The organism is Mariniflexile sp. AS56 (assembly GCF_030552475.1).
Classification (GTDB): domain Bacteria; phylum Bacteroidota; class Bacteroidia; order Flavobacteriales; family Flavobacteriaceae; genus Mariniflexile.
In genome coordinates, this window is record NZ_JAUPED010000013.1 from 64,283 (window position 1) to 88,768 (window position 24,486).

At 34.1% G+C, this 24,486-nt stretch carries 21 protein-coding genes and 1 pseudogene; 12 read left to right on the forward strand and 10 right to left on the reverse strand.

Translation table 11 applies throughout. The features are described 5' to 3' along the window. The first annotated feature begins 45 nt into the window (after window positions 1-45). Window positions 46-384, forward strand: coding sequence for a P-II family nitrogen regulator (locus tag Q5N74_RS14935; RefSeq protein ID WP_304389753.1), 339 nt, complete (start codon window positions 46-48; stop codon window positions 382-384). Window positions 385-484: 100 nt separating this feature from the next. Here Q5N74_RS14935 and Q5N74_RS14940 read toward each other — a convergent pair whose 3' ends face one another. Continuing rightward, the gene (locus Q5N74_RS14940) at window positions 485-3,073 is read right to left on the reverse strand and encodes a phosphoenolpyruvate carboxylase (RefSeq protein ID WP_304389754.1); all 2,589 of its coding nucleotides are present in this window, start codon (window positions 3,071-3,073) and stop codon (window positions 485-487) included. 561 nt (window positions 3,074-3,634) lie between these two features. Between Q5N74_RS14940 and nadA the strand changes: the two genes are divergently transcribed. Both nadA and nadB read left to right on the forward strand, forming a co-directional pair. Next, on the forward strand, window positions 3,635-4,561 hold the full coding sequence (gene nadA / locus Q5N74_RS14945; protein WP_304389755.1) for a quinolinate synthase NadA: 927 nt from the start codon (window positions 3,635-3,637) through the stop codon (window positions 4,559-4,561). Between the two features lie 2 nt (window positions 4,562-4,563). Further along, a complete protein-coding gene (gene nadB / locus Q5N74_RS14950; protein WP_304389756.1) occupies window positions 4,564-6,123 on the forward strand; it encodes an L-aspartate oxidase in 1,560 nt (519 codons plus the stop codon). Here the strand turns inward: nadB and Q5N74_RS14955 are convergent. Continuing rightward, window positions 6,120-8,510: a 7TM diverse intracellular signaling domain-containing protein gene (locus Q5N74_RS14955; RefSeq protein WP_304389758.1), complete on the reverse strand. Its 2,391-nt coding sequence runs from the start codon at window positions 8,508-8,510 to the stop codon at window positions 6,120-6,122. The two genes, nadB and Q5N74_RS14955, sit on opposite strands and share 4 nt — an antisense overlap. 153 nt (window positions 8,511-8,663) lie before the next feature. Beyond that, window positions 8,664-8,996, reverse strand: coding sequence for a single-stranded DNA-binding protein (locus Q5N74_RS14960; protein ID WP_304389759.1), 333 nt, complete (start codon window positions 8,994-8,996; stop codon window positions 8,664-8,666). Between the two features lie 182 nt (window positions 8,997-9,178). On the opposite strand from Q5N74_RS14960, the gene Q5N74_RS14965 reads away from it, so the two are divergent. After that, entirely contained in the window at window positions 9,179-9,529 is a 351-nt protein-coding gene (locus Q5N74_RS14965) for a hypothetical protein (protein WP_304389760.1), read from the forward strand. Here Q5N74_RS14965 and Q5N74_RS14970 read toward each other — a convergent pair. Then, the gene (locus Q5N74_RS14970) at window positions 9,526-9,996 is read right to left on the reverse strand and encodes a CBS domain-containing protein (RefSeq protein ID WP_304389761.1); all 471 of its coding nucleotides are present in this window, start codon (window positions 9,994-9,996) and stop codon (window positions 9,526-9,528) included. The genes Q5N74_RS14965 and Q5N74_RS14970 overlap by 4 nt on opposite strands. 194 nt (window positions 9,997-10,190) lie before the next feature. Here Q5N74_RS14970 and Q5N74_RS14975 point away from each other — a divergent pair, with 194 nt between their 5' ends. Beyond that, window positions 10,191-10,904: a hypothetical protein gene (locus tag Q5N74_RS14975; RefSeq protein WP_304389762.1), complete on the forward strand. Its 714-nt coding sequence runs from the start codon at window positions 10,191-10,193 to the stop codon at window positions 10,902-10,904. Window positions 10,905-10,979: 75 nt separating this feature from the next. On the opposite strand, the gene Q5N74_RS14980 is transcribed toward Q5N74_RS14975, so the two are convergent. Further along, window positions 10,980-11,492, reverse strand: coding sequence for a hypothetical protein (locus Q5N74_RS14980; RefSeq protein WP_304389764.1), 513 nt, complete (start codon window positions 11,490-11,492; stop codon window positions 10,980-10,982). 161 nt (window positions 11,493-11,653) lie between these two features. Between Q5N74_RS14980 and Q5N74_RS14985 the strand changes: the two genes are divergently transcribed. From Q5N74_RS14985 to Q5N74_RS15000, 4 genes are all read left to right on the forward strand, one after another. Beyond that, complete coding sequence (locus Q5N74_RS14985) at window positions 11,654-12,625, forward strand: NAD-dependent epimerase/dehydratase family protein (protein WP_304389765.1); 972 nt, start codon at window positions 11,654-11,656, stop codon at window positions 12,623-12,625. A gap of 36 nt (window positions 12,626-12,661) precedes the next feature. Beyond that, entirely contained in the window at window positions 12,662-13,252 is a 591-nt protein-coding gene (locus Q5N74_RS14990; RefSeq protein WP_304389767.1) for a HupE/UreJ family protein, read from the forward strand. A 344-nt stretch (window positions 13,253-13,596) separates the two neighbouring features. Continuing rightward, the gene (locus Q5N74_RS14995) at window positions 13,597-14,028 is read left to right on the forward strand and encodes a dCMP deaminase family protein (protein ID WP_304389769.1); all 432 of its coding nucleotides are present in this window, start codon (window positions 13,597-13,599) and stop codon (window positions 14,026-14,028) included. Next, window positions 14,028-15,620: a S41 family peptidase gene (locus Q5N74_RS15000; protein ID WP_304389771.1), complete on the forward strand. Its 1,593-nt coding sequence runs from the start codon at window positions 14,028-14,030 to the stop codon at window positions 15,618-15,620. The genes Q5N74_RS14995 and Q5N74_RS15000 overlap by 1 nt, the downstream gene beginning before the upstream one ends. A gap of 10 nt (window positions 15,621-15,630) precedes the next feature. On the opposite strand, the pseudogene Q5N74_RS15005 reads toward Q5N74_RS15000, so the two are convergent. The 3 genes and pseudogenes from Q5N74_RS15005 to Q5N74_RS15015 form a co-directional block, all read right to left on the reverse strand. Continuing rightward, window positions 15,631-16,239, reverse strand: a pseudogene (locus tag Q5N74_RS15005) (NAD(P)-binding domain-containing protein). Next, on the reverse strand, window positions 16,239-16,442 hold the full coding sequence (locus Q5N74_RS15010; RefSeq protein ID WP_304389772.1) for a hypothetical protein: 204 nt from the start codon (window positions 16,440-16,442) through the stop codon (window positions 16,239-16,241). Before Q5N74_RS15010 ends, Q5N74_RS15005 begins: the two are co-directional and overlap by 1 nt. A gap of 11 nt (window positions 16,443-16,453) precedes the next feature. Next, complete coding sequence (locus Q5N74_RS15015) at window positions 16,454-17,041, reverse strand: MarC family protein (protein WP_304389773.1); 588 nt, start codon at window positions 17,039-17,041, stop codon at window positions 16,454-16,456. Window positions 17,042-17,149: 108 nt separating this feature from the next. Here Q5N74_RS15015 and Q5N74_RS15020 point away from each other — a divergent pair, with 108 nt between their 5' ends. The 3 genes from Q5N74_RS15020 (at window position 17,150) to Q5N74_RS15030 (ending at window position 21,684) form a co-directional block, all read left to right on the forward strand. Next, window positions 17,150-17,716 carry a DUF3109 family protein gene (locus Q5N74_RS15020; RefSeq protein WP_304389774.1) on the forward strand — a complete coding sequence of 189 codons (567 nt, stop codon included), beginning with the start codon at window positions 17,150-17,152 and terminating at the stop codon, window positions 17,714-17,716. A 288-nt stretch (window positions 17,717-18,004) separates the two neighbouring features. Continuing rightward, window positions 18,005-18,985: a ribonucleotide-diphosphate reductase subunit beta gene (locus Q5N74_RS15025; protein WP_304389775.1), complete on the forward strand. Its 981-nt coding sequence runs from the start codon at window positions 18,005-18,007 to the stop codon at window positions 18,983-18,985. A 221-nt stretch (window positions 18,986-19,206) separates the two neighbouring features. Then, window positions 19,207-21,684, forward strand: a complete 2,478-nt coding sequence (locus Q5N74_RS15030; RefSeq protein WP_304389776.1) for a ribonucleoside-diphosphate reductase subunit alpha — start codon at window positions 19,207-19,209, stop codon at window positions 21,682-21,684. 78 nt (window positions 21,685-21,762) lie between these two features. On the opposite strand, the gene Q5N74_RS15035 is transcribed toward Q5N74_RS15030, so the two are convergent. Both Q5N74_RS15035 and Q5N74_RS15040 read right to left on the reverse strand, forming a co-directional pair. After that, window positions 21,763-22,044 (reverse strand): pyrimidine/purine nucleoside phosphorylase, encoded by a 282-nt coding sequence (locus Q5N74_RS15035; protein ID WP_304389777.1) that lies wholly within the window; start codon window positions 22,042-22,044, stop codon window positions 21,763-21,765. A gap of 100 nt (window positions 22,045-22,144) precedes the next feature. Next, the gene (locus Q5N74_RS15040; protein WP_304389779.1) at window positions 22,145-24,454 is read right to left on the reverse strand and encodes an inorganic phosphate transporter; all 2,310 of its coding nucleotides are present in this window, start codon (window positions 24,452-24,454) and stop codon (window positions 22,145-22,147) included. Window positions 24,455-24,486 lie beyond the last annotated feature (32 nt).

The following is a 24,486-nucleotide window of genomic DNA, read 5'->3' on the forward strand; positions in this document are numbered from 1 at the left end:
CAAAATTTTCTTTAATTTTGATAGAAACTATTAAATGAACTTATTATGAAGAAAATTGAGGCAATAATTCGAAAATCTAAATACCGTGTAGTCAAAGAGGCTTTGCATGAAATAGGCGTTAATTTTTTCTCTTATTGGGATGTTACGGGCGTTGGAAATGAAAAGCAGGGACATGTGTATCGTGGTGTTTCATATAGTACAAGTGATATTCAACGTAGGTATTTATCTATTGTTGTAAATGATGATTTTGAAGACATCACGATACAAACACTTCTGAAATCGGCGGCAACAGGCGAGGTAGGAGATGGTAAAATATTTGTATCAGATATTGGTGAAACTTATAGAATACGAACGGGCGAGAAAGGTGGTGATACCTTGAGGTAGTAGCAGTTTCTATTTACCAAGCTTCGAAATAAAACATAAAAAAAGGCTGTCTCGATTTTTCAAGACAGCCTTTTTACTTTGTATAGGGTTTTATTGTAAGTTACGCAGAGTTTCTACTAGCGTTAATATTTCCAAATAAAGAGCGTGTTACAATTTTCTCAAATATTTTAATTTGATCGACATCTTTAACCTCTTCTTTTTCTAATTCTTGAATCTTTTTAAGAGCATACTGTTGTATAGTAAGCAATGGTAAAACGATAGACTCTCTAACTTCAATAGAAGCTCTTCCAGAAGGTTCGTTTTCCATTAATTGCTCATAGCCCGTAAGTTTTAACAATAATGTTTTTGTGGTGTTATATTCGTCGTGAATAATATTCCAAAAAGCACCAAACTCTTCGTCTTTAGACATGTATTTGGTTAAATCGAAAAACGATTTTGTTAAACTCATCATACTGTTTTCTAACAGTGTTTTGAAGAATTTAGAGTTTTTGTAAAGTGCTTCTACTTTGTGGAATTCACCTTTCTCTTCATACTTTTTCAATGCTGTTCCAACACCAAAGAATCCAGGAACATTTTGTTTCAACTGGCTCCAAGACCCAACGAAAGGAATGGCTCTTAAGTCTGAAAAGACTAATTTATCTGAGTTTCCTCTTTTTGATGGTCTACTACCAATATTTGTTTTAGCATAGTATTTTAACGTACTCATGCGTTCTAAATACGGAATGAACATCGGGTGACTTTTAAAGTCTTTATAAGCAACGTAGCTAGTTTCAGCTAAATCGTTCATGACCTCTCTATCGGCATCAGCAAGTTCATGCTTCTCTTTTCCAAGACGGTTAAACATGCCTGAACTAATAAGTTGCTCTAAGTTGTATTGAGACGAATCTAAGGTTCCGAAATTAGAACTAATAGTTTGTCCTTGAATAGTAAGTTGTACTTCTTTGTCTTCAATTTTTGGACCTAATGAAGCGTAAAATTGATGTGTTTTTCCACCACCTCTTGCTGGCGGTCCACCACGACCGTCAAAAAATATGGCAGTAATACCGTATTTTCTAGACATTTCAGTAAGCATTTCTTTGGCAGTATAAATACCCCAGTTGGCCATTAAATAACCACCATCTTTCGTCCCGTCAGAGAAACCAAGCATGATTGTTTGTTTGTTGCCACGGGCGTTTAAGTGTGCCATGTAAGCTGGGTTCGTGTATAATTGCTCCATCACTGCTGGTGCATTTTCTAAATCGGTAATGGTTTCGAAAAGTGGCACAACATCTACAGGTAATTCTTCTTTAAAGGCTACAATTTTAAGCATGGCAAAAAGTTGCATCATGTTTAAAGCTGTTTGGTTGTTACTAATAATGTATCTATTAGCACCACGCTCACCGTTGCTTTCTTGTATATCCTTAAGAGCCTCAATAGTTTTTAATGTATTGTAAACCATTTCATCTTCAAATGCATCAACATCTACAGATACATTAGTAACTTCAGATAGGATTTTGATTTGTTCTACTTCCGATAAATCATGATAATTTTTCGGGAACGATGGGCTTCCTGTACTAATAATGTGGTCTATAACTGTTGTGAAAACCGAATGGTGAATACGGCTATCTTGTCTAATATCTAAAGTAGCAAAATGGTAACCGAATAAATGAATTCTGTTTATTAAGCTGTTTATTTCACTAACATATAATGCTTGGTGATCTGCAGTAACAAGATCTCTGATGCTTAATAATTCATCAAGAAATTCTTTTGCAGTTATAGCTTCAGCGTAATTTAGGTTAATGCTATAGTTGTAAAAAATAGTTTCTAAACGAATAATACGCTCTTCAACACCTCTAAAGGTAAGTTTGCGTCTTAAGTTTTTAAGGTCAGAATAATATTTCTTTAAAGCGGCTTGCTTAAGCTTTTTAGCCACACGTAATGTGGTGTCTGGCTTTACAAATGGGTTTCCGTCACGGTCACCACCTGGCCAAAAGCCAATATTAATTATTTCGTTATGTTTTTTGCCATCATCATAAATGTTCTGTTGGATGTAATTGTAAATTTCTCCAAAAGATTGATAGAAAACATTTTCTAAATACCAGATTAAACTTTTTGCTTCATCATAAGGTGTAGGCTTTTCATGTTTAAAGAAAGGTGTTTTTCCTAATTGAGCAAACAGATTGTTAATTTCAGACAAGTTATTTTTCTTAATAGCTTCTGTTAAATCTGTAATAATACCAAGTACAGAGCCTGGATAGAATTGTGTTGGGTGCGCTGTTAAAACGATACGTACTTTAAATTCTTCAAGGTAGTTTTGTAATTCTTCTAAGTTGTTACCAGAAACAGCCGATTCTTTAAGGTTTCTTAAAGTCCCAATACCTTCCATGTTGTTAACAATTGGGAAAGCAGCATCTTCTACAGCATCGAATAAAACCACTTGGCGTTCTATATATTGTATAAATCTAAAAAGCAGATTTATTTGGCTTTCTTTCGTGCGTCTTGCTTGGTATTTATTGAAAAAAGAATCTACTATGGTAGTAGGGTCTTCTCCGTTTTTAAAACCTTTTTCGCAGGTTTCATGAAATAAAGGAAGCAACGCTCCTGTTTTTGTAATTGCATCAAAAGGTAAGGTCATAAATATACTGTTGTATATTTGATATTTGGACAATACGTTTTGTTTAAACCGTGTTATTTTTGGCTCGACAGACATAAGATAGTTCTATTGAAAATTAACCATAAATGTAATGAAGCTATAATTAAAGAGCGACATCTTGTTGAAATTTTATGGATTTTTCTAGTTTTTTAAAGTCAAATTGAGAATAATTAAATAAATCATCTACTTAATAGATATCTTAATAATATAGGCTTGTAGCTAAATGTTTGCAAGTATGCTGATTTAATACAAATTAAGTTTTAAGCATAGAGAGGAAGTGTTAAATTTGCCTATATATGCTGCTCTTTTGTGATGGGCCAAAAACAAGAATATTATTGGCTTTTCGATAAAGGATTCAGTATATCCTAAATTCAAAGACCGAGTGATTGTTTAGTGTTTGGTGGTTCATGTGTTTAAAACAGCTTTCCTTTTTATTAAATAAATAAGCTTTTGGTTGTAAAGAATTTAAAGAATTAAGAAATATATAAAGTGTCCTTAATTCTGACTCATTTTTTTATGGAATCTCAGTTCAATACAATTATAATTAAGATATTTGTAAAATAATTGAATTATGCAAAAAGCTTTTTTTGTGTAAAATGTTGAAGACTCATAGAATTCATGGACTTAGTAAAAGAAATAAAGCGTCTAAAAGAGGAGAAAAATGCCGTAATACTTGCGCATTATTACCAAGTAGCAGAAATACAAGATATTGCAGACTATGTTGGTGATAGTTTACAGTTGTCGCAAAAGGCTGCTGAAACCGATGCAGACATTATCGTATTTGCGGGTGTTCACTTTATGGCAGAAACTGCTAAAATATTAAACCCATCTAAAATGGTGGTGTTGCCAGATTTAAAAGCAGGTTGTTCTTTGGCCGATTCTTGTCCGCCAGCAGATTTTGAGAAATTTACAAAAGCACACCCAGACCATGTGGTGATTACTTATGTAAACTGTTCGGCTGAAATTAAAGCATTGAGTGATATTGTTTGTACATCGTCTAACGCTATTAAAATAGTAGAATCGGTGCCGAAAGACACACCTATTATATTTGCTCCAGATAAAAATTTAGGCCATTATGTTGCTAAACAAACGGGTAGAGATTTATTGCTTTGGGACGGTAGTTGTATTGTGCATGAAGCTTTTTCAATTGATAAATTAATTGAGTTACATAAAAAGAATCCCGATCATAAAATTATAGCACATCCAGAATCTGAAGAGCATATTTTAAATACAGCGACCTATGTTGGGTCTACTTCTGGAATGATAAACTTCGTGAGAGAACATGCTAAAGAAAAGTTTATTGTCGCTACAGAAGCTGGTATTTTACATAAAATGCAGTTAGAAATGCCTAACACAGAATTAATTCCTGCACCTGCGGTGGATGATAATACCTGTGCGTGTAGCGAATGCCATTTTATGAAAATGAATACGCTTCAAAAATTACACGATTGTTTATTAAATGAATCACCTCAAATAGAGGTGCCAGAAGATATAAGAGTACGTGCGCTATTGCCTATAGAACGCATGTTAGAATTATCTAAATAAAAATGATTGAAGCAAATTATTTAGTTATTGGTTCAGGAATTGCTGGGTTAACTTTTTCGGTTAAAATAGCAGAAAAATTCCCTAACAGAAGTGTTGTTATTGTAACCAAAGCTAATGAAGACGAATCGAACACCAAGTATGCACAAGGTGGTGTTGCGGTTGTTTTAGATGCTGAAAAAGATTCTTTTAATAAACACATTGAAGACACACTAATTGCAGGCGATGGTTTATGCGATGCGGAGGTTGTTAAAATGGTTATTGAGGAAGGTCCCAAGCGATTGGAAGAACTCATGCTTTGGGGGGCGAATTTTGATTTAGATGCCAGCGGCGAATTTGATTTAGGAAAGGAAGGCGGGCATTCTGAATATCGCGTGGTACACCATAAGGATATCACGGGTTACGAAATAGAGCGTGCTTTACTTAAACGGGCACACCAATTACCTAATATTAGTATTTTACCACACCATTTTGCGATCGATTTGGTTACGAATCATCACATTACAAACAATACGTCAGAAGAATTATCGTGTTACGGCGCTTATGTGTTCGATCAAAAAACAGATAAAATCTTTACCATTAGAGCCAATAGTACCCTTTTAGCCTCGGGCGGGATTGGTTGTGTTTATGGGCATACTACCAACCCTGTTATTGCAACGGGAGATGGTATTGCTATGGCTTATAGAGCTAAGGCGAAAATTAAGGATATGGAATTTGTGCAATTTCATCCAACCGCTTTGTATGAAGCGAAAGGGGAGTCGTCTTTCTTAATTTCTGAAGCTGTTAGAGGTTCTGGAGCCTATTTGCGAAATAAATCGGGACACCGGTTTATGTTGGATTATGATGATCGGGCAGAACTCGCCTCAAGAGATATTGTATCCCAAAGTATTGATAACGAACTTAAAAAATCAGGAGAATCTCATGTGTATTTAGACTGTACCCATTTAGATATGGATGCGTTTAAAAACCATTTCCCCAACATATATAATAAGTGCTTAGAGCACCATATTAAAATTGATACCGATTGGATACCTGTGGTACCTGCATCTCATTATTTATGTGGCGGTATTGAAGTGAATAAAAAGGGAGAAACAAGCATTGCTAGTTTGTTTTCATGTGGTGAGTGTTCACGCACTGGTTTGCATGGTGCTAATAGGTTGGCGTCAAATTCGCTATTGGAAGCCTTGGTATACGCTCATAATATTTTTAAATACCACAGCGAAAACGACTATAAAGCGGTTGAGGTTGATATCCCAGATTGGAATGATGAGGGAACATCCATCCCTAAAGAGCATATTTTAGTGCAACATAATTTGAAGCAAATGCAAGCTTTAATGCGCGATTATGTGGGGATTGTTAGAAGTAATAAGCGTTTAAAACGCGCTATCAAACATTTAGATTTAATTCATAATGAAGTTGAAGAACTTTATAAAGAATCTAAAATAGCGACCTCGCTTTGTGAACTTAGAAATATGATTAATGTATCGCATTTGATAGTTGAACAATCATTACAAAGAACTGAAAACAAAGGCGGATATTATAACATTGATAATGTAAAGGATTAAGCTATTTTTAAACTTTCAGTGTCTTCGTTATCCAACTCTTCTTTATTAGTTTTATCAAAACTACAAGCGTATATTTTCTTAAATAACAGGTCTCTGTCTACAGGTTTGGTCATGTAGTCATTCATTCCTAAATCTAAAACACGTTTTCTGGTTTCTTGTAAGGCATCTGCTGTTACTGCAATTATTGGAATGTTATTTATAGTGCTTCCTAATTCACCACTTCTAATGATGCGTGTGGCTTCGTAACCATCCATAATAGGCATTTGTAAATCCATTAAAACAAGATCGTAAACGTCTCTTTTTAAAGTGTCAAGTGCTTCTTGACCATTATTGGCAACCGCAAAAGTAACATTTGGCAGACTGCTTAATATTTTCCGCATAATCATCTGGTTCAGCTTATTGTCTTCAACAATTAAAATATGCAACGGGATATCGTTGGTGGTTTGTTGGGTGATAATAATGCGTTCTTCCGCGGTGCTTTTTACTGTTAAATCGATAAAAACATCTGTGCCTTTATTGGGGTTGCTTTCAATATGTATCGTGCCTTCAAAAAGTTTTACGATGTGTTTAACAATAGTAAGCCCTAAACCTATACCTCCAAATTGCCTTTTATGGTCTTGTTTCATTTGGTTAAAACTATCAAAAATAGTTTCTTTGGCTTCTGGAGGAATACCAATTCCTGTATCCGATATTTGAAAAGAAAAACGGCACAAATCATTCGGTTGTTTGGTGCAGCTAAGTTTAAATAATACACCACCTGTTTCGGTGTATTTTACCGCATTCGATAATACATTATTTACTATTTGAATAAAACGTTCTGCATCAGCGTTTATAGTTGCTGGGATTTCTGCATCCATTTCAAAAGTATATTCTAAGCCTTTGCGTTGTGCTTCTGCTTTCCAATTATTACTTATTTGATTTAATTTTATCGAAGGATTAAAATCGTCTGGGCACAATTGAAGCTCATTATTTTCAATTTTTTCAAAATCGATAATATCGTTAACGTTACTAAGCAAGCTTAATGAGGCGTTTTTTATAATCTCGTAGGGTTTTCTGTTTTCGTTGTTTTGTTGGGTGGCTAATTCATGTTCGGCAATACCCATAATGGCATTAATGGGCGTTCTTAACTCATGACTCATGTTAGACATGAAATAGGTTTTTAGCTCACTTATTTCTTCGGATTTTTTTAATGCTTCTAGTTGCGATTCTTCTTTTTCTAAACGTAATAACCTAATAAGATTGGTCATGGATAATGATAGGAAGATGACCTCAAACCCAGATCCGAATTTCGCACTGTTAAGTGTTAAAAAATTATTAGGTAATAAGCTTAGATTGTTCATTACAAAGCCTAATAAACCTATTACTAAGAATAAAATACCAAATGAGAAGTATGGGTCAATTGTTATGCGTCTATAACGCATGGTGAATATGGTTGCTAATATTAATAGTAAACTAAAAAGACCATTCAAGTTACTTATAGGGTATGCTATTTTTAATGTAGCAGGACTTATGAAAAGCATTATGAAAAGAACGGCAATTATACCATATATAACATTGAAGCCTTTTAATACAGGTTTTAGAAGTTGACGTACACGTAAAAAGTGTTCGCAATATTTTAATAAAAAGAAATTTGAAAGTAGGGCGGTTATAAGTACAGCTCTGTCGTTAAAATAGCCCGCATTAGGAAACATAAATTCATGAAGAAAACCATCTAAAGCCGCTTGCATGAAACCTATTGAAAACACATAAAAACCGTAGTATAAAAACGATTTTTCTTTAAGACTGGAATAAAAGAATAAATAAATAATACCGCCTAGAAATAGTAAGCCATAAAACAAACCTAAAAAGAGTTGTTGTTTATAGTTCATCAATAGAAAGCCCGATTCCGAATAAAGTTTTAAAGGTAAGTTGATCGTTTCGCCATCACTTTTTAAGTGAATATAAATTTGTTGTGTTTCTTGAGGTGGTAATGTGAGTTTAAATACAGTAGACCTGTGGTTTACTTGTTTGCTTTCAAAAGGGATCTTGTCTCCGCTTTTAAAGTGTTGTATGGATTCCTTGCTTATTTGAAAGAGATTTGCAATATCGGTAATAGGTCTTGCTGTTTCTAAGTAGTAAACGCTGGTGTTTTCTGAACTGTTTTTTATTTTAAACCGAAGCCAGTAATTATCGGTGGTAAAACCAACACTGTGGTTGTCCGACTCTAAAGGTTCATACCTTAGTTTGGAGTCATTAATTATGTCTTGAATATCAAAATCCAGACTACCTGCATTGGCATATTCGGCAAATGTATAAAGATTGTCTTTGTCGTTTTTGGTTTCAAAAATGCTGTTTTGGGCGTATAAACAGCTGCTTAGAATATATACAAAAAGTAGTAAGTGTTTCATTTTTATTAAGTTGGGGCATGTCAAACATAAGTAAAATATTTCATAAAGTTTGGTTTTTATGCGAAAAATATGCTTTTCATCTTGTAAATAATACACTTAATCGATTAAATTGAAAAAACGGCAATGGTTTATTGCCGTTTTTGAACTATACTATTATTTACCAAGCATTAATAATTCATTACAAACTATTTCTGTTATGTAACGTTTGTTGCCTTCTTTATCATCGTAGCTTCGGGAAGTGAGCTTGCCTTCTATAGCGACTTCTTTTCCTTTAGTTACATATTTTTCAATTATTTGCGCTGTTTTTCCCCAGGCTACAATGTTATGCCATTGGGTATCTGTGATTTTTTCACCTTTAGTGTTGGTGTAGCTTTCGTTTGTTGCAATTGTGAATTTTGCGAGTGTTTTTCCAGTTTCTAAATTAATAATTTCTGGATCGTTACCTAAGTTTCCAATCAACTGTACTTTGTTTCTAAGTGTGCTCATGATGTTATTTTTTAATTGTTAAACAGTTAATACTATCGAGTTGTTATGTTTCGACATGGCAAAGTTGCAGCAGTTGGGAAAAGGGAGTCGGTTTATAAATGTTTAAATTCGTTTGTAAATGTTTGTAGTCGTTTGTAAACGGATGCTATTTTTGATTATATTTACCTAAAAGACAAATATATATGGCCAAAGAATGTTTAGAGTGTGGTGAAAAAATTGTTGGAAGAATTGATAAAAAATTCTGTAGTGATGGCTGTAGAAACGCCTATAACAACAATGTAAATAAGGATAATAAAAATTTAATAAGAAATACGAATAATAGGCTTCGGAAAAATTATCGCATTTTAGAAGCACTAAACCCTGAGCAAAAAACAAAAACATCGAGAGCCAAACTTATAGAAGCTGGCTTCGATTTTAATTATTTCACAAGTATATATACCACAAAAGTAGGTACGGTATATTACTTCGTGTACGATCAAGGTTATTTACCTATAGAGAACGGTTACTATGCGTTGGTAAAAAGAGAAAGTTAACTATTCCAGGTGTGTCCTTTCAAAGCAATAGCTGCTTTTAGTATATCTTTTTGGCTTATTTGACCTATCAATTTTCCGTCTTCAACAATTGGAAAACGTCTGCGTTTTGATTCCAGAAATTTATTAGCGGCGTCAAAAATATTCATATTACCATCAATAGTTTCAACATTCTTAGCCATACATTTTTCAACGGTATTGTTTTCCATTGGTAAATTATGGTATCTGCTTTCGCTAATTTGTTTAATACAATCCCCTTCAGATATGATGCCAACCAATTCATGCTCATCATTCACAACGGGACCGCCAGAAATTCTGTTTTTAATTAAGGAATCAATAACATTCTCCATAAGTTCTTCAGATTTGAAGGTAATCAGGTTTGTGGTCATGTAATCACTAACCTTAATTGGCAAATCTGCACTCGATTTTTGTTGATTTTTTCTAGCGCCCAAAAAACTTTTAATTCCCATAATTTTAATTTTTGTTAACCTAAAGTACTTATTTTTTTTATACTTTCCTAATAATGAGTTTTTCACCACATAGTTAATGTGTGCAGTTCCCTGGCTGAAATTACAGATTAGTTAATAACTTAAATAATTAATATACTTTTAAGAGTTTAAATGTTAATTTTTTATAGTTTTAGCACTTTAAATTATTATAAACAATGAAAAAATTATTTGTACTCGGGTTATTATTAAGTGGTTTTGCCATAAATGCACAGAGTAATTCCGATTTATTAAAACATTATGAAGCTTATTATAAGCAAATGAAGAAACAGGGTGATGTGCAGGGTATCATAAATGCCATGACACATTTAAATGTGTTGGCTCCATCTGTTGCAAGAATGGATACGTTGGCTTATATATATATGACTGAAGATAAGTACATGCAAGCCTTAAATACTATTGGTTATGAACGCATCTTGGACGATTCTGATATTGCTATTGAAGTAAAGGCGATTTCCTTAAAAGCGGTGAAACAACCCGATTTGGCTATTGCGCAATTTGAAGAAATGTTTAAGCGTAACCCTAATGCTTTAGTGGCTTATGAGTTGGCAGAGCTTTATTTGCAAACGCAAAAGTATCCAGAAGCAGATAAACATATTACTTATGGAATTGCAAATTCTAAAGAGGATATGAAAAAGGCTTTTTATGAAACACAAAACCCGTATGAGGTATCTTTAAAATCGGCTTTTATGTATTTAAACGCGTTGTCTACATATAATAAAGACAAAAAATTAAATATTGATAAGGCTGTTGATATTTTGGATGCCACCTTGAAAGTGTCTCCAAATTTTAATTTAATTCAGTTAACAAAAACCGAATTATTAAGACAGAAACAAGTGTTACAAGCGCAAGAGGCGCAGGCTAAAAAGTAGATGGTATTTTTAATAAAAACAGCCGCCAATATTTTATAATATTGGCGGCTGTTTTTTGTTTTAAGTGGTGCTATTTTAGGGTTTTTCAATAATTATATGGTCGTTTTCAACCTTCTTATTCATTTGTAAGTTTAAATTAGAATAAGCTACCAAAACATCTTGAATATTATTAAGTAATTCGGTTTTACTGGTAGTCGATAAATTCGTTAAACTTTCTAGTTTTAAAATCTTAGTTTCAAGGGCCGATATTCTTGCTAAAATAGACGGGCTATTCACATTTTCTGGGATGTTTAATTTTAAGTTAGAAATTAATTCCTTAACTTCTTTAGCGTTGTTGTTGAAGAAACTTAAATCGGCAGCCTTTATTTTGCTTATAACTTCTGTAAGTTGGTTATATGCTTTCCAGTTTATGGTGAAATCTTCAGTTTTGCTATCTAAAATATAATCGGTGTATTTAATTTTCGAAATGTCTGCGGCCTTTACCAATAGGCTGTCGTTGGTTGTAGTCGTTGTAATGGCGCTTGTTTCTTCACTTTTTTTACAAGAAAAGGCGATAACCAAAACACATAAAATGCTTAATAACTTCATATTCATAACTAAAATGTATCATTAAGAAGCAAAGATATAAGTTTCGTTTCTTTTTTCTATTAGATAGTTAGTAATCATATTCTGAATATTTCAGTTTTAAAATACGATATTATCAATAAAAACTTATTATTTTTGGCAAATCTTTATAATTACAACTTTAAATGAAGTCTAAAATATTAATAATTGGTGCTTGTGGGCAAATTGGGTCTGAATTAACATTTAAACTTAGGGAGTTGCATGGCGATGAAAATGTTATTGCAAGTGATATAAGTTATAGCAATTTAGATATTGTTAATTCAGGAATTTTCGAAATTGTAGATGCTCAAAATTACGCAAGTGTTAAAGTGTGTGTTGAAAAACATAAAATAGATACCGTGTATTTAATGGCCGCTATTTTAAGTGCAACTGGTGAGAAGTACCCTATGAAGGCCTGGGATTTGAATATGGAATCTTTATTTCATGTGTTAAATTTAGCCCGTGCCAAATTTATAAAAAAAGTGTTTTGGCCATCAAGCATTGCGGTGTTTGGTACCACAACGCCCAAAGAATATACACCGCAGTATACCACTATGGAGCCTACTACCGTTTATGGAATTACCAAGCAAGTGGGTGAGCGTTGGTGTGAATATTACCATAACAAATATGGTGTCGATGTGCGTAGTTTGCGTTACCCAGGTATTATTAGTTGGAAAACCTTGCCGGGTGGTGGCACAACAGATTATGCGGTGGAAATTTACCATAAAGCCATTACCGATGGTATATATGATTCCTTTTTAGCTGAAGACACCGAGTTGCCTATGATGTTTATGGACGATGCTATAAAAGCAACCGTCGATATCATGAAAGCTAAAAAAGATACTATTAAAATACGCTCTTCTTATAATTTAGCAGCCATTAGTTTTACACCAAAAGAGGTGGCGGAATCTATAAAAAAGCAATTACCAGATTTTAAAATCACTTATAATCCCGATTATAGGCAAGAGATTGCTAATAGTTGGCCTCAAAGTATAAACGATTCGTACGCAAGGCAAGATTGGAAGTGGAAGCATCAGTTTAACCTTGAAGACATTACTAAAGAAATGCTTTTGCAGCTTGATAAAAAATATAAAGCAGCGTTAAACAATTCTAAATAATTGTATATTTGGGTAACCCTAAATTCTATTGGTATTATGTTCGATAATTTCATGTTTAACGTTCAATATGGCATCAACCACGTACTTGATATAAAAGCTTACGACCACGTATTATTTCTTATAGTTTTAACCGTGCCTTATATGTTTAAAGATTGGAAACGTGTGTTCCTACTCGTATCCATGTTTACATTAGGGCATACACTATCGCTTGTTTTAGCGGTTTATGGTATTATTAGCGTTCAAGCCTCTATGGTCGAGTTTCTAATACCAATTACCATATTGGTTGTGGCACTGTTTAATGTGTTCACTTCTGGTAAAGGGGCTCAAAAGGAAAAAGTAGGCATCTTATTTTTATCTACCCTGTTTTTTGGACTTATACACGGTTTAGGTTTTGCGCGCGAGTTTAAAATGTTATTAAGCGATTCCGATAGTAAATTAGTACTCTTACTAGAGTTTGCTTTAGGTATCGAGTTGGCTCAAATAATTATTGTCTTTGCTGTTTTATTACTAGGTTACATTATGCAAACCGTATTTAGGTTTAACAAACGCGATTGGATTATGGTAATTTCAGCCATTGTTGTTGGGTTGGTAATTCCTATGATATTAAATAGTCCGTTTTTAGGTTAATTTCTAATTTGGGCGTTACCCTGTCGGGTCGGGCTGTTCGCTGCAAGTCCTCGCTCGTACCTCGCTGTGGGCTTTACGCTACCATCCCTAACGCAATCAGCGTTTCATAGTAAATCTTGTTGTTATTTTCACAAACTTTTCACAAACTTTTACGAACTTGCGTTCTAATTAAAATACGAACCAAGTATCTTCGTTATATTGTTTTGCGTTAGGGATAGTAGTGAAAATCCTTTTGCTTTTTGGCAAAAGATTGTAACGTATAGCCCGACCCGAATAGGTCTGAACATTATTGTTTGAAACTTGAACATGGAATGAGGGTAACGCGCAAATTATAATTAGAATTAATGTCAGAAAAGAAACAGCTTAAATACGATAAAGCCTACTTAAGAATTGCACAAGAATGGGGAAAATTATCCTTCTGTAAACGCAGGCAAGTAGGGGCACTTATTGTAAAAGATAGAATGATTATATCAGATGGGTACAATGGTACACCATCAGGTTTCGAGAATTTTTGTGAAGATGATGAAGGGTATACAAAATGGTATGTGTTGCATGCCGAGGCGAATGCGATTTTAAAAGTAGCGGCTTCAACACAATCCTGCAAAGGTGCTACCTTGTATATTACCATGTCACCTTGTAAAGATTGCAGCAAGCTTATCCACCAAGCGGGTATTGTGAAAGTTGTTTATCACGAAGGTTATAAAGATGATTCTGGTTTAAAGTTCTTAGAAAAAGCGGGTATTGAATTAAAACAAATTGAAGAATTAGAAGCCTAATGCCATATAGAAAAAAATATTTACCCTTAATAATAGGCGTAGCTATTGCTGCGGGCATTTTTGTTGGAGGCAAGCTGAACTTTAGCGATGTGCCCGATAAATTATTTTCAAAAAACAGTAAAAAAGATAAACTTAACAGGCTTATAGATTACATTGATTACGATTATGTAGACGATGTGAATACGGATAGTATTGTAGATGTTACGGTAAATGGTATTTTAGAAAACCTAGACCCACATTCGGTATACATTCCTAAAGAAGAAATGCAAAGTGTTGCCGAAAACATGAAAGGCGACTTTGTGGGTATTGGTATTAGTTTTTATCCGTACCGCGATTCTATAGCGGTAATACGCTCTATTGAAGGTGGTCCAAGTGCTAAAGCGGGCATAAGAGGTGGTGATCGTATTGTGATGGCAGATGGTGATACCCTTTTTGGTAATACCTTAAACGATGGCCAGTTGGTAAACAAATTAAAAGGGCCGTTAAATAGTAAAGTCAACCTTAAAGTATTTAGAAAAGGAGAACCGAAATTATTAGATTTCACTGTAAAGCGCTCGTACATTCCAATAAAAAGTGTAGATGCTGCTTATATGCTGACAAGTAAATTGGGATATATAAAAATTAACCGTTTTGCAGAAAGTACTTATAAAGAATTTAAAAAGAGTTTAGATAAATTGCTCGATTTAGGTGCTACCGAATTAGCACTCGATTTACGTGATAACCCAGGTGGTTTTTTAGGTATTGCAGAACAAATTGTAGATGAGTTTTTAGAAGATGATAAACTGATTTTGTTTACCAAAAATAAACGCGGTAACATCGAGAAAAGTTATGCTACCGATAAAGGTGATTTTGAAAAAGGTAAGTTATTTGTGCTTATAAACGAAAACTCAGCTTCAGCGAGTGAGATTGTTGCAGGTGCATTGCAGGATAATGATAAAGGGACTATTATTGGACGTCGCTCTTACGGTAAGGGCTTGGTGCAACGTGAAATGGATTTGGGAGATGGCAGTGCAGTACGTTTAACGGTGTCCAGATATTATACGCCAACAGGGCGCTCTATTCAGCGTCCATACGCTAAAGGAAATAAAGATTATTACGACGAGTATTTTGAACGACTTGATAGTGGTGAACTTCTAGATCCAGAAAAAATACAAGTAGCCGATTCTTTAAAATATAAAACACCGAAAGGGAAAATTGTATATGGCGGCGGCGGTATTATACCAGATGTGTTTGTGCCTATAGATAATAGTATGCAAAATGAAACACTTACCTTTTTACAGCGTCGTGGTTTTATTGGTTATTTTGTATTTGAAAGTTTAGAAAAAGACAGGAAGCTTTATAATGGTATTAAAAGACAAGCGTTTATAGATACCTATGAAGTGCCAGAGAAAATGGTTTACGCATTTCAAGAATATTTGAATATAAGAACTGAATCGCAATTAACCTTCGTGGCTTATCATGAAGAGGTGAAGCAATATATAAAAGCAACATTGGCAGACCAGCTTTATGGTGTTGGTGCTTTTGAGGAAGTTTTTAATCAACGTGATATTATGATTGAAGAAGTTGTTGAGCTGAGTAATGGCAAGAAATAGCCTTTTGGTTTTAAATTTCAATTTTATCATGCACTTTCACGTGCTTTCCATCATTCCAAAGTGTTAAAATATCGGTAGCAACATGGGCGCCACTACCTGCGCAAATAGCAAACTGACTGCGCCAACCAGCTAAAGAACCTGCAACATATTAATTGTCTTCAATTAAGTGGTCTGTGTTTTTTAACCAAATACGGTCTTTTTCAATCGCAGCTCTAGGGTGTGGTTCCGTAAAGGGTTCTAAACCTTTAATGGTCATTAAATTGGTGTAACCAACCGCTATGACTACTGTTTTGGCTTTGTGGGTATGCTTGTTGGTTTTTACATTAAAAATTCCGTCTTGTTTTGAAATCTCTAAAACTTTTTCGTTTTCAATGTGTTCAACTTGTGGGTATAAGGCTTTCAATTGTTCTTTGCCTTCATTTAAAATAGATTCACCCGTAGTTCCTGGTGCTAAACCAAGTACATTATTAAAGAGTGCTGTTTGTAGGTGCGATGTTTTTTGGTGTACAATAATACCAATATGTTTGTTTTCGGCAAAAGGCTTGTTTTTTGCTGATCCTAAAATTAAAGCGCATTGTAATCCTGCTGCACCACCACCTATTATTAAAGCGTCGAACATTATCTGCGTCCTTTTACTTTAGCTTCAATACGTTTTGATACTCTTAAAATAAGCATCATGAGAATGGTGCAAAGTCCAGCAAGAATAGTGATTAAGGCAATCATGCTTTCGCCTTCAAAAGGTGCTTCAAAATTTATTTGAGTAACGTTGAATCCTATAAGCGCTAAAGCAAGCACGCTAATTACAATAGTTATAATCTTCATCTGTATGTGTGTTATATAATTTCAAATAAGGCTTTAATATTATGTGCAAAAAGTTTAACCGCAATGGCAAGTAGAATCACACCAAATACTTTTCTAACAATGCTAATCCCGTTCTGTCCTAAAAAGCGTTCAATGGTTTTTGATGTTTTCAAAACAATAAAAATAACAATTACGTTTAGTATGATGGCTACTATAATGTTTTCGGTTTTAAATTCAGCTCGTAATGATAAAAGCGTGGTTAAACTACCAGGTCCTGCAATAAGTGGGAATGCTAAAGGAAACACAGAAGCGGTATCTGCAGTATGCTCTTCGTGCTTGTAAAGGGTGATTCCTAAAATCATTTCTAATGCAATAAAAAATAAAATAAACGATCCGGCAACGGCAAACGAATTCACATCAATGCCAATAAGGGTTAAAATGCTTTTTCCTAAAAACAAGAACGCGACCATGATGATTCCAGAGATAATGGCTGCCTTTCTGCTGTTAATTTCGCCTACTTTTTTGCGTAAATCTATTATAATAGGAATATTTCCAATAATATCTACCACGGCAAATAATATCATAAAAGCAGTAAATATTTCTTTAAAATTAAGTTGCATTTTTGCGGTTTTTACATTTTGTTACAAAAGTATAGGATTGTTGGCAATAACTATGGTATTAAAAGCTAAAGTTTAGCTATTTTTGCCCCTTACTATTAATTAGAGGATATGTTTCAATTAGGAAAAACCATCGTTTCAGAAGAAATTATTGAGAAGGATTTTATGTGCAATTTATCGGCGTGTAAAGGTGCTTGTTGTATTGACGGCGATGCGGGTGCTCCTTTAGATAAAGAGGAGGGCGATATTTTAAAAGAAATATACCCTAAAGTAAAGCCTTTTTTGAGAAAAGAAGGTATTAAAGCCATCGAAGAACAAGGTGTTTTTATAACAACGGAAGATGGTGATTTAGAAACGCCTTTAATTAATGGAGCCGATTGTGCTTATGTGATTTTCGATAAAAAGAAAGTGGCATTGTGTGCTATTGAAGAAGCTTATAATCAAGGGGAGATTTCTTGGAAAAAACCAGTATCCTGTCATTTATATCCAGTAAGAGTTCAAGAATACACAGAATTTTCGGCAGTGAATTATAATAAGTGGGAAATTTGCGACGACGCCTGTACGCTTGGAAAAGAATTGCAAATTCCAGTATATAAATTTGTTAAAGAAGCGTTGATTAGAAAGTTTGGAGCGGACTGGTATTCGGAGTTAGAGAAGGTTGCTAACAAGTCTAAATAACTAAAAAAAAACCGCCAAAACACCTTTAAAATAAGGCGTTTAAAACTAAAAAACTTATTTTTTCCTGTAAACTTTTTGAAAATCCAAAAAGTCTAATTTATTGAAAAACAGAAATTTAACACTTTTTTTTTGTAAACTTCGTTTTGTTTATAAAATGTTTAATTGTTAAAAACTTGTTGACAATGTTTATAACTATAGCTTTCATTATCTATAGCATTTTTCAATCTTTGTTGTTCCCAAAATCGACATCGATTTTCGTCTAATATTTAATTAAAAAAAACCAAAAAAATGTCTCAGACCATAGAACCCATTCTTCAAGAAAACAAAGATCGTTTTGTTATTTTTCCTATCCAACATCATGATATTTGGGAATGGTATAAAAAATCGGAGGCTAGTTTCTGGACTGCAGAAGAAATTGATTTACATCAAGATCTTACCGACTGGAAAAACAAATTAAATGATGATGAGCGTTATTTTATAAAACACATCTTAGCATTTTTTGCAGCTAGTGATGGTATTGTAAATGAAAACTTAGCAGAAAACTTTGTAAACGAAGTACAGTATAGTGAAGCGAAATTCTTCTACGGGTTTCAAATCATGATGGAAAACATCCATAGTGAAACCTATTCGCTTTTAATTGATACTTATGTAAAAGACGAAAAAGAAAAAGACCTATTGTTTAATGCTATTGATAATTTTCCTGCTATTAAGAAAAAAGCAGATTGGGCATTAAAATGGATTGATTCTCCAAGTTTTGCAGAGCGTTTAATTGCCTTTGCAGCGGTAGAAGGTATTTTCTTTTCAGGTGCATTTTGTTCTATTTTCTGGTTAAAGAAAAGAGGTTTAATGCCAGGTTTAACTTTTTCTAACGAATTGATTTCTCGTGATGAAGGTGTTCATGCCGATTTTGCAGTGCACTTACATAACAAACACTTAATTAATAAAGTACCAAAAGAACGTATTAGAGAAATTTTGGTTGATGCTTTAAATATTGAGCGTGAGTTTATTACCGAGTCTTTACCCGCTAGTTTAATTGGTATGAATGCGAAATTAATGTCTCAGTATTTAGAATTTGTAACCGATAGATTGTTAAGCGAATTAGATTGTGAAAAAGAATACAACACAAGCAATCCTTTCGATTTTATGGATATGATTTCGTTACAAGGAAAAACCAATTTCTTTGAAAAACGTGTGTCTGAATACCAAAAAGCTGGTGTTCTTAATAAAGAAGAAGATAAAGATAAATTTACTTTTGATGCCGATTTCTAAATATTAGAATCCGTTAAAAGATAAGCTTACTAAAATTTATAAAAGTGTTTTCTCATGCGCTTTTGCTGAAGTGATTTCAGTGAAATGAGAGTTTAAGAAATTTTTATTAATCCAACTAAACCACTAAGTACTAGGCTATTTACTAATTAGCCCGTATTTGGAATAATCAACTAACCGTTTTTCTGAAGGTGTATCAGAAAAACTTAAAAACAGTGTAAAGTATGTATGTAGTAAAAAGAGATGGCAGAAAAGAACAGATTATGTTCGACAAAATTACCGCAAGGGTACGTAAATTATGTTACGGGTTAAACGAATTAGTCGACCCATTAAAAGTAACTATGCGCGTTATTGAAGGTTTATACGATGGTGTTACCACCAGCGAACTTGATAACTTAGCTGCTGAAATTGCTGCAACCATGACTACGGCGCATCCAGATTATGCGCGTTTAGCGGCAAGAATTTCTGTTTCTAACTTACATAAAAACACTAAAAAGACCTTTAGTGAGGTTATGCATGATTTATACACATACGTAAACCCGAGAACGGGTAAAGACGCATCGCTTTTGGCTGATGATGTTTACGAAATGATCATGAAAAATAAAGATGTTTTAGATTCTACCATCATTTATAACCGTGATTTTGGTTATGATTATTTTGGATTTAAAACTTTGGAACGTTCGTATTTATTGAAGTTAAACGGTAAAATTGCTGAGCGTCCACAACACATGTTAATGCGTGTAGCCGTAGGGATTCATTTAAACGACATCGAGTCGGTTATTGAAACTTACGAGCTTATGTCTAAAAAATATTTTACACACGCTACACCTACACTTTTTAACTCAGGTACACCAAAACCACAAATGTCGTCATGTTTCTTATTAACCATGAAAGATGATAGTATTGATGGTATTTACGATACATTAAAACAAACAGCCAAAATTTCCCAATCTGCAGGAGGTATTGGTTTAGCGATACACAACATTCGTGCTACAGGAAGTTACATTGCTGGTACAAACGGAACATCAAACGGTATTGTGCCTATGCTAAAAGTATTTAACGATACGGCACGTTATGTAGATCAAGGTGGCGGAAAACGTAAAGGAAGTTTTGCAATGTATATTGAAACATGGCATGCTGATATTATGGATTTCTTAGACCTAAAGAAAAACCATGGTAAAGAAGAAATGCGTGCGCGTGATTTATTTTATGCGATGTGGATTTCAGATTTGTTCATGGAACGTGTGCAAGAAGATGGTCTATGGACTTTAATGTGCCCGAATGAGTGCCCTGGTTTAGATGAGGTGCATAGTGCGGTTTTTGAAGCTTTATATTTAAAATACGAAGCGGAAGGAAAAGGACGTAAAACAATCAAGGCACGTGAACTTTGGGAGAAAATATTAGAATCTCAAATTGAAACAGGTACGCCATACATGTTGTATAAAGATGCGGCTAACCGTAAATCGAATCAACAAAATTTAGGAACCATCCGTTCTTCAAATTTATGTACAGAGATTATGGAGTACACATCTCCAGATGAGGTTGCTGTATGTAATTTGGCATCTATCGCATTACCTATGTTTGTTAAAAATGGTGAGTTCGACCATAAAGAATTGTTCCGTATCACAAAACGTGTTACAAAAAACTTAAACAGAGTTATTGATAGAAATTACTACCCAGTAATTGAAGCTGAAAACTCTAACATGCGTCACAGACCAATTGGTTTAGGGGTGCAAGGATTGGCAGATACGTTTATTCTATTGCGTATGCCTTTTACAAGTGATGAAGCTAAAAAATTAAATAAAGATATTTTTGAAACGCTTTATTTTGCAGCAGTTACTGCAAGTATGGAAGAAGCGAAGGCCGATGGTGCTTACCAAACTTATGAAGGTTCTCCAATAAGTAAAGGGGAATTCCAATACAACCTTTGGGGCTTGAAAGATGAAGAATTAAGCGGCAGATGGGAATGGGCAAAATTACGTAAGCAAGTATTAAAGCATGGTGTGCGTAACTCGCTTTTAGTAGCGCCCATGCCAACAGCTTCTACATCTCAAATTTTAGGAAATAATGAGTGTTTTGAACCTTATACATCTAACATTTATACACGTCGTGTATTATCTGGAGAGTTTATTGTTGTAAACAAGCATTTATTAGAAGATTTAGTAGACTTAGGTTTGTGGGATGATAACTTGAAACAAGACATTATGAGAGCGAATGGATCTGTTCAAGGTATTGACATCATTCCTCAGGACATTAAAGACCTATACAAAACTGTTTGGGAATTAAGCATGAAAGATATTATTGATATGAGTCGCCATAGAGGATACTTTATCGATCAGTCACAATCGCTTAACTTATTTATGGAAGGTGCTACCATGGCTAAATTAACGTCTATGCACTTTTACGCATGGAAAAGCGGCTTAAAAACTGGTATGTATTATTTACGTACTAAGAGTGCTGTAGATGCTATTAAATTCACCTTAAAGACGTCTAAAAAAGAAGAGTCGTTACCAGAAGCGGTTGAAGTAGTAAACCAAGCCGTTGCAACCGAAGAGAAAAAGCAAGTAGCAGAACAAACAGCTGCGAAGTTAGCAAAAACACAAGCTCCGGAAATTGAGCCTATGAGTGCTGAAGAAATGAAAGCATTAATAGCGCAAGCAAAAGAAGCAGAAGGAGATGATTGTTTAATGTGTGGCTCTTAATTGGCACATATTTCAAATAATACATAAAAAAAAGCACCTCGATTGAGGTGCTTTTTTTATACTATAGTTTCAATACTATTATTTGTATTGACACAGATATGATGTTTGTACAGATACTTTAACTTGAAATTTTTGGTTAGCATCTATTTCATAAGCTTCACCAGCTTTATAAGTAACCCACTCGCTGTTTCCTGGTAACTTAACAGTCATTTCTCCTTCAATCACATTCATAGTCTCGTGTTTAGAAGTTCCAAATTCATATTCTCCAGGATTCATAACGCCTAAGGTAGAATTACCTGTTGCCGATGTGTAGCCTAAAGATTTTACATTACTATCAAAATACTCGTTTGCTGAAATCATTATATTTAATTTAAATTTATACAAAAGTAAATAATTTATAGAAACAACAAAGCCATCTTGAATAAGATGGCTTTGTTGTTTCTATTTAAAGAACCTTAACTTATTTAGATTCTGTTGGGTTTTGTACCAAAGTGGCTGGTTTAACCGAACTATCGTGGGCGTTATGATATTCTTCTAAAAGATTCATAGTCGCGTTTAATAAATCTTTAGTTTCTAATAATAAACTAAAATAAAGCGTGGTGTTTTTAGGACTCGACTCTTCCGTACGGGTACGTTCCACTTGCTTTTGAATTTTAGAAGTTACTAAGCCTAAAATTTCTTGTTTTCTTCCTAAAATAATACCTATTTCTTCAAAAGAACTAGAATTAAATGCTTTTTGCGTGTTATTAAAGAAAGTTTCAAAACGCTCATCAACTTCTTTCAATTCTTTTATTTGATTGAATTTAAGTTTCTTGTGATTGTTTTGAACGTGTTTATGACTCACCTTCGTAATATACTCTAAAGATTGAGTCATATCTTGAAGGTATCCTAAAATGTGAATGTAAAAATTACTAGCACCTAAACTAGATTCATCTAAATTCTTAATAAAATAGAAGATGTTATCACGCAATTCATCTACTTCGTCAGATAATTTTACAATTTGTTTTTTATTCTTTTTCAATAAAGCTAAATCTTGCTTCGCCAATCCATTAATAGCATTGGTGTATATTTTATTACCACGTTTTACAACATTAGCAATGTTTTTAGCACTTTCATAAATCACACCTTGAATAGAGCTGCTTTCCGCTTTTGTTAAGCTGTCTTCCGCTTTTGCTTCTTTAGATTTTTTTCTGTGTGAAATATAGTTTCTAACCAATAATAAGGCTGCTACTAATAATAATACCGGAACCATAACTTCTACGTTCCAATTTAATAAATAAGCGATAACTGCTGCTGCAACAAAGGCGATAATAGCTGTGAAAAACCAACCACCAATAACATTTAAAACACCTGCAACTCTGTAAACCGCACTTTCTGCACCCCAAGCTCTATCGGCCAAAGAAGATCCCATAGCAACCATGAACGTTACGTATGTTGTAGATAATGGCAATTTCATAGAGGTTGCGATTGATATAAGAATGGCAGCAACCATTAAATTTACCGCTGCACGTACCATATCGAAAGCTGGTAATTCGTGTGTTTTAGATTTTGCTAAATTGATAACAGGTTTTTCAAACTGTTTTTCAATTTTATCTTGCCAAGTTTTTGGTAATATATAAGAAGACATTTCTGAAAGACCTAATGCCAATCTCACAAAACCACGAGATAAAAAGTTAGGTTGAAAACGTTCTTTTCCGTCACCTTCTCTTGATAAGTTAATTTCAGTTTCCGTCACATTTTTTGCTTTTTTAGAAAACCATAAGGTAGCAACCATTACGAAACCAGCAATAACTAATAAAATAGTAGGTGTTGGTACTTTATCGGCAAGGAAGCCCATGCTAAATGCTTCTGGAGCAATACCAGATCCAGCCCAAGCTGTATAAGATTGCCATCCAGCAATAGGAACACCAATAAAATTAACTAAATCATTTCCTGCAAATGCTAATGCCAATGCAAAGGTACCAATGATGATAATTAATTTGTAAATGTTTGTTTTTGTAAAAGTGATTAAAGCATAAGAAAGAGAAGACCATAAAGCAAGACTACAAAGAATAATGAAAGCCACTTGGTTTTCTAAAAATTCTTTAATAGTTGACCCTCCAATAATATCAAAACTTTGTTTTGCAAATGCGGTACCACCAATACCTTTCATGAAGATGAAATAGGTGATAGATGTAATGGCAAAACCTCCAAAAAGAGCACCTACCCAATTGGCTTTCTTTTCAAAATTGTATGATAATAATAGCCTAGTAACCCACTGAATTAAAGCACCCACAGAGAATGCGACGACGACCGAGAGCAGAATACCAAAAATAATTTCGGTTGCTTTGGACGTGTTTATATAACTAACTACATCGCTAAATGTACCACCATCATGACCAATTTTAATAAGGGCCATTGCGACAGACGCTCCTAATAATTCGAAAACAATGGAAACGGTTGTAGAAGTAGGCATCCCTACGGTGTTGAAGAAATCTAATAATAGAATGTCTGTTATCATAACCGCCATGAAAATAATCATGATCTCGTTAAACATGAATTCATGCGGGTTGAAAATACCTTTTCGGGCTACTTCCATCATTCCGCTAGAAAATACAGCTCCAACGGCAACACCAACACTGGCCACTATCATAATAGTTTTAAATGAAACACCTTTGGAACCAATGGCAGAATTCAAGAAGTTAACAGCATCGTTACTAACACCAACTACTAAGTCGGCTATAGCTAATACCGCTAGGGCAATTATCATCAATAAGTAAATATTATCCATAATTATATATAAAAATAAGTTTGCAAATATCT

Coding starts and splice junctions, on each gene's coding strand:
- Q5N74_RS14935 (WP_304389753.1), top strand. CDS start 46: ATGAAGAAAATTGAGGCAATAATTCGAAAATCTAAATACCGTGTAGTC.
- Q5N74_RS14940 (WP_304389754.1), bottom strand. CDS start 3,073: ATGTCTGTCGAGCCAAAAATAACACGGTTTAAACAAAACGTATTGTCC.
- nadA (WP_304389755.1), top strand. CDS start 3,635: ATGGACTTAGTAAAAGAAATAAAGCGTCTAAAAGAGGAGAAAAATGCC.
- nadB (WP_304389756.1), top strand. CDS start 4,564: ATGATTGAAGCAAATTATTTAGTTATTGGTTCAGGAATTGCTGGGTTA.
- Q5N74_RS14955 (WP_304389758.1), bottom strand. CDS start 8,510: ATGAAACACTTACTACTTTTTGTATATATTCTAAGCAGCTGTTTATAC.
- Q5N74_RS14960 (WP_304389759.1), bottom strand. CDS start 8,996: ATGAGCACACTTAGAAACAAAGTACAGTTGATTGGAAACTTAGGTAAC.
- Q5N74_RS14965 (WP_304389760.1), top strand. CDS start 9,179: ATGGCCAAAGAATGTTTAGAGTGTGGTGAAAAAATTGTTGGAAGAATT.
- Q5N74_RS14970 (WP_304389761.1), bottom strand. CDS start 9,996: ATGGGAATTAAAAGTTTTTTGGGCGCTAGAAAAAATCAACAAAAATCG.
- Q5N74_RS14975 (WP_304389762.1), top strand. CDS start 10,191: ATGAAAAAATTATTTGTACTCGGGTTATTATTAAGTGGTTTTGCCATA.
- Q5N74_RS14980 (WP_304389764.1), bottom strand. CDS start 11,492: ATGAAGTTATTAAGCATTTTATGTGTTTTGGTTATCGCCTTTTCTTGT.
- Q5N74_RS14985 (WP_304389765.1), top strand. CDS start 11,654: ATGAAGTCTAAAATATTAATAATTGGTGCTTGTGGGCAAATTGGGTCT.
- Q5N74_RS14990 (WP_304389767.1), top strand. CDS start 12,662: ATGTTCGATAATTTCATGTTTAACGTTCAATATGGCATCAACCACGTA.
- Q5N74_RS14995 (WP_304389769.1), top strand. CDS start 13,597: ATGTCAGAAAAGAAACAGCTTAAATACGATAAAGCCTACTTAAGAATT.
- Q5N74_RS15000 (WP_304389771.1), top strand. CDS start 14,028: ATGCCATATAGAAAAAAATATTTACCCTTAATAATAGGCGTAGCTATT.
- Q5N74_RS15010 (WP_304389772.1), bottom strand. CDS start 16,442: ATGAAGATTATAACTATTGTAATTAGCGTGCTTGCTTTAGCGCTTATA.
- Q5N74_RS15015 (WP_304389773.1), bottom strand. CDS start 17,041: ATGCAACTTAATTTTAAAGAAATATTTACTGCTTTTATGATATTATTT.
- Q5N74_RS15020 (WP_304389774.1), top strand. CDS start 17,150: ATGTTTCAATTAGGAAAAACCATCGTTTCAGAAGAAATTATTGAGAAG.
- Q5N74_RS15025 (WP_304389775.1), top strand. CDS start 18,005: ATGTCTCAGACCATAGAACCCATTCTTCAAGAAAACAAAGATCGTTTT.
- Q5N74_RS15030 (WP_304389776.1), top strand. CDS start 19,207: ATGTATGTAGTAAAAAGAGATGGCAGAAAAGAACAGATTATGTTCGAC.
- Q5N74_RS15035 (WP_304389777.1), bottom strand. CDS start 22,044: ATGATTTCAGCAAACGAGTATTTTGATAGTAATGTAAAATCTTTAGGC.
- Q5N74_RS15040 (WP_304389779.1), bottom strand. CDS start 24,454: ATGGATAATATTTACTTATTGATGATAATTGCCCTAGCGGTATTAGCT.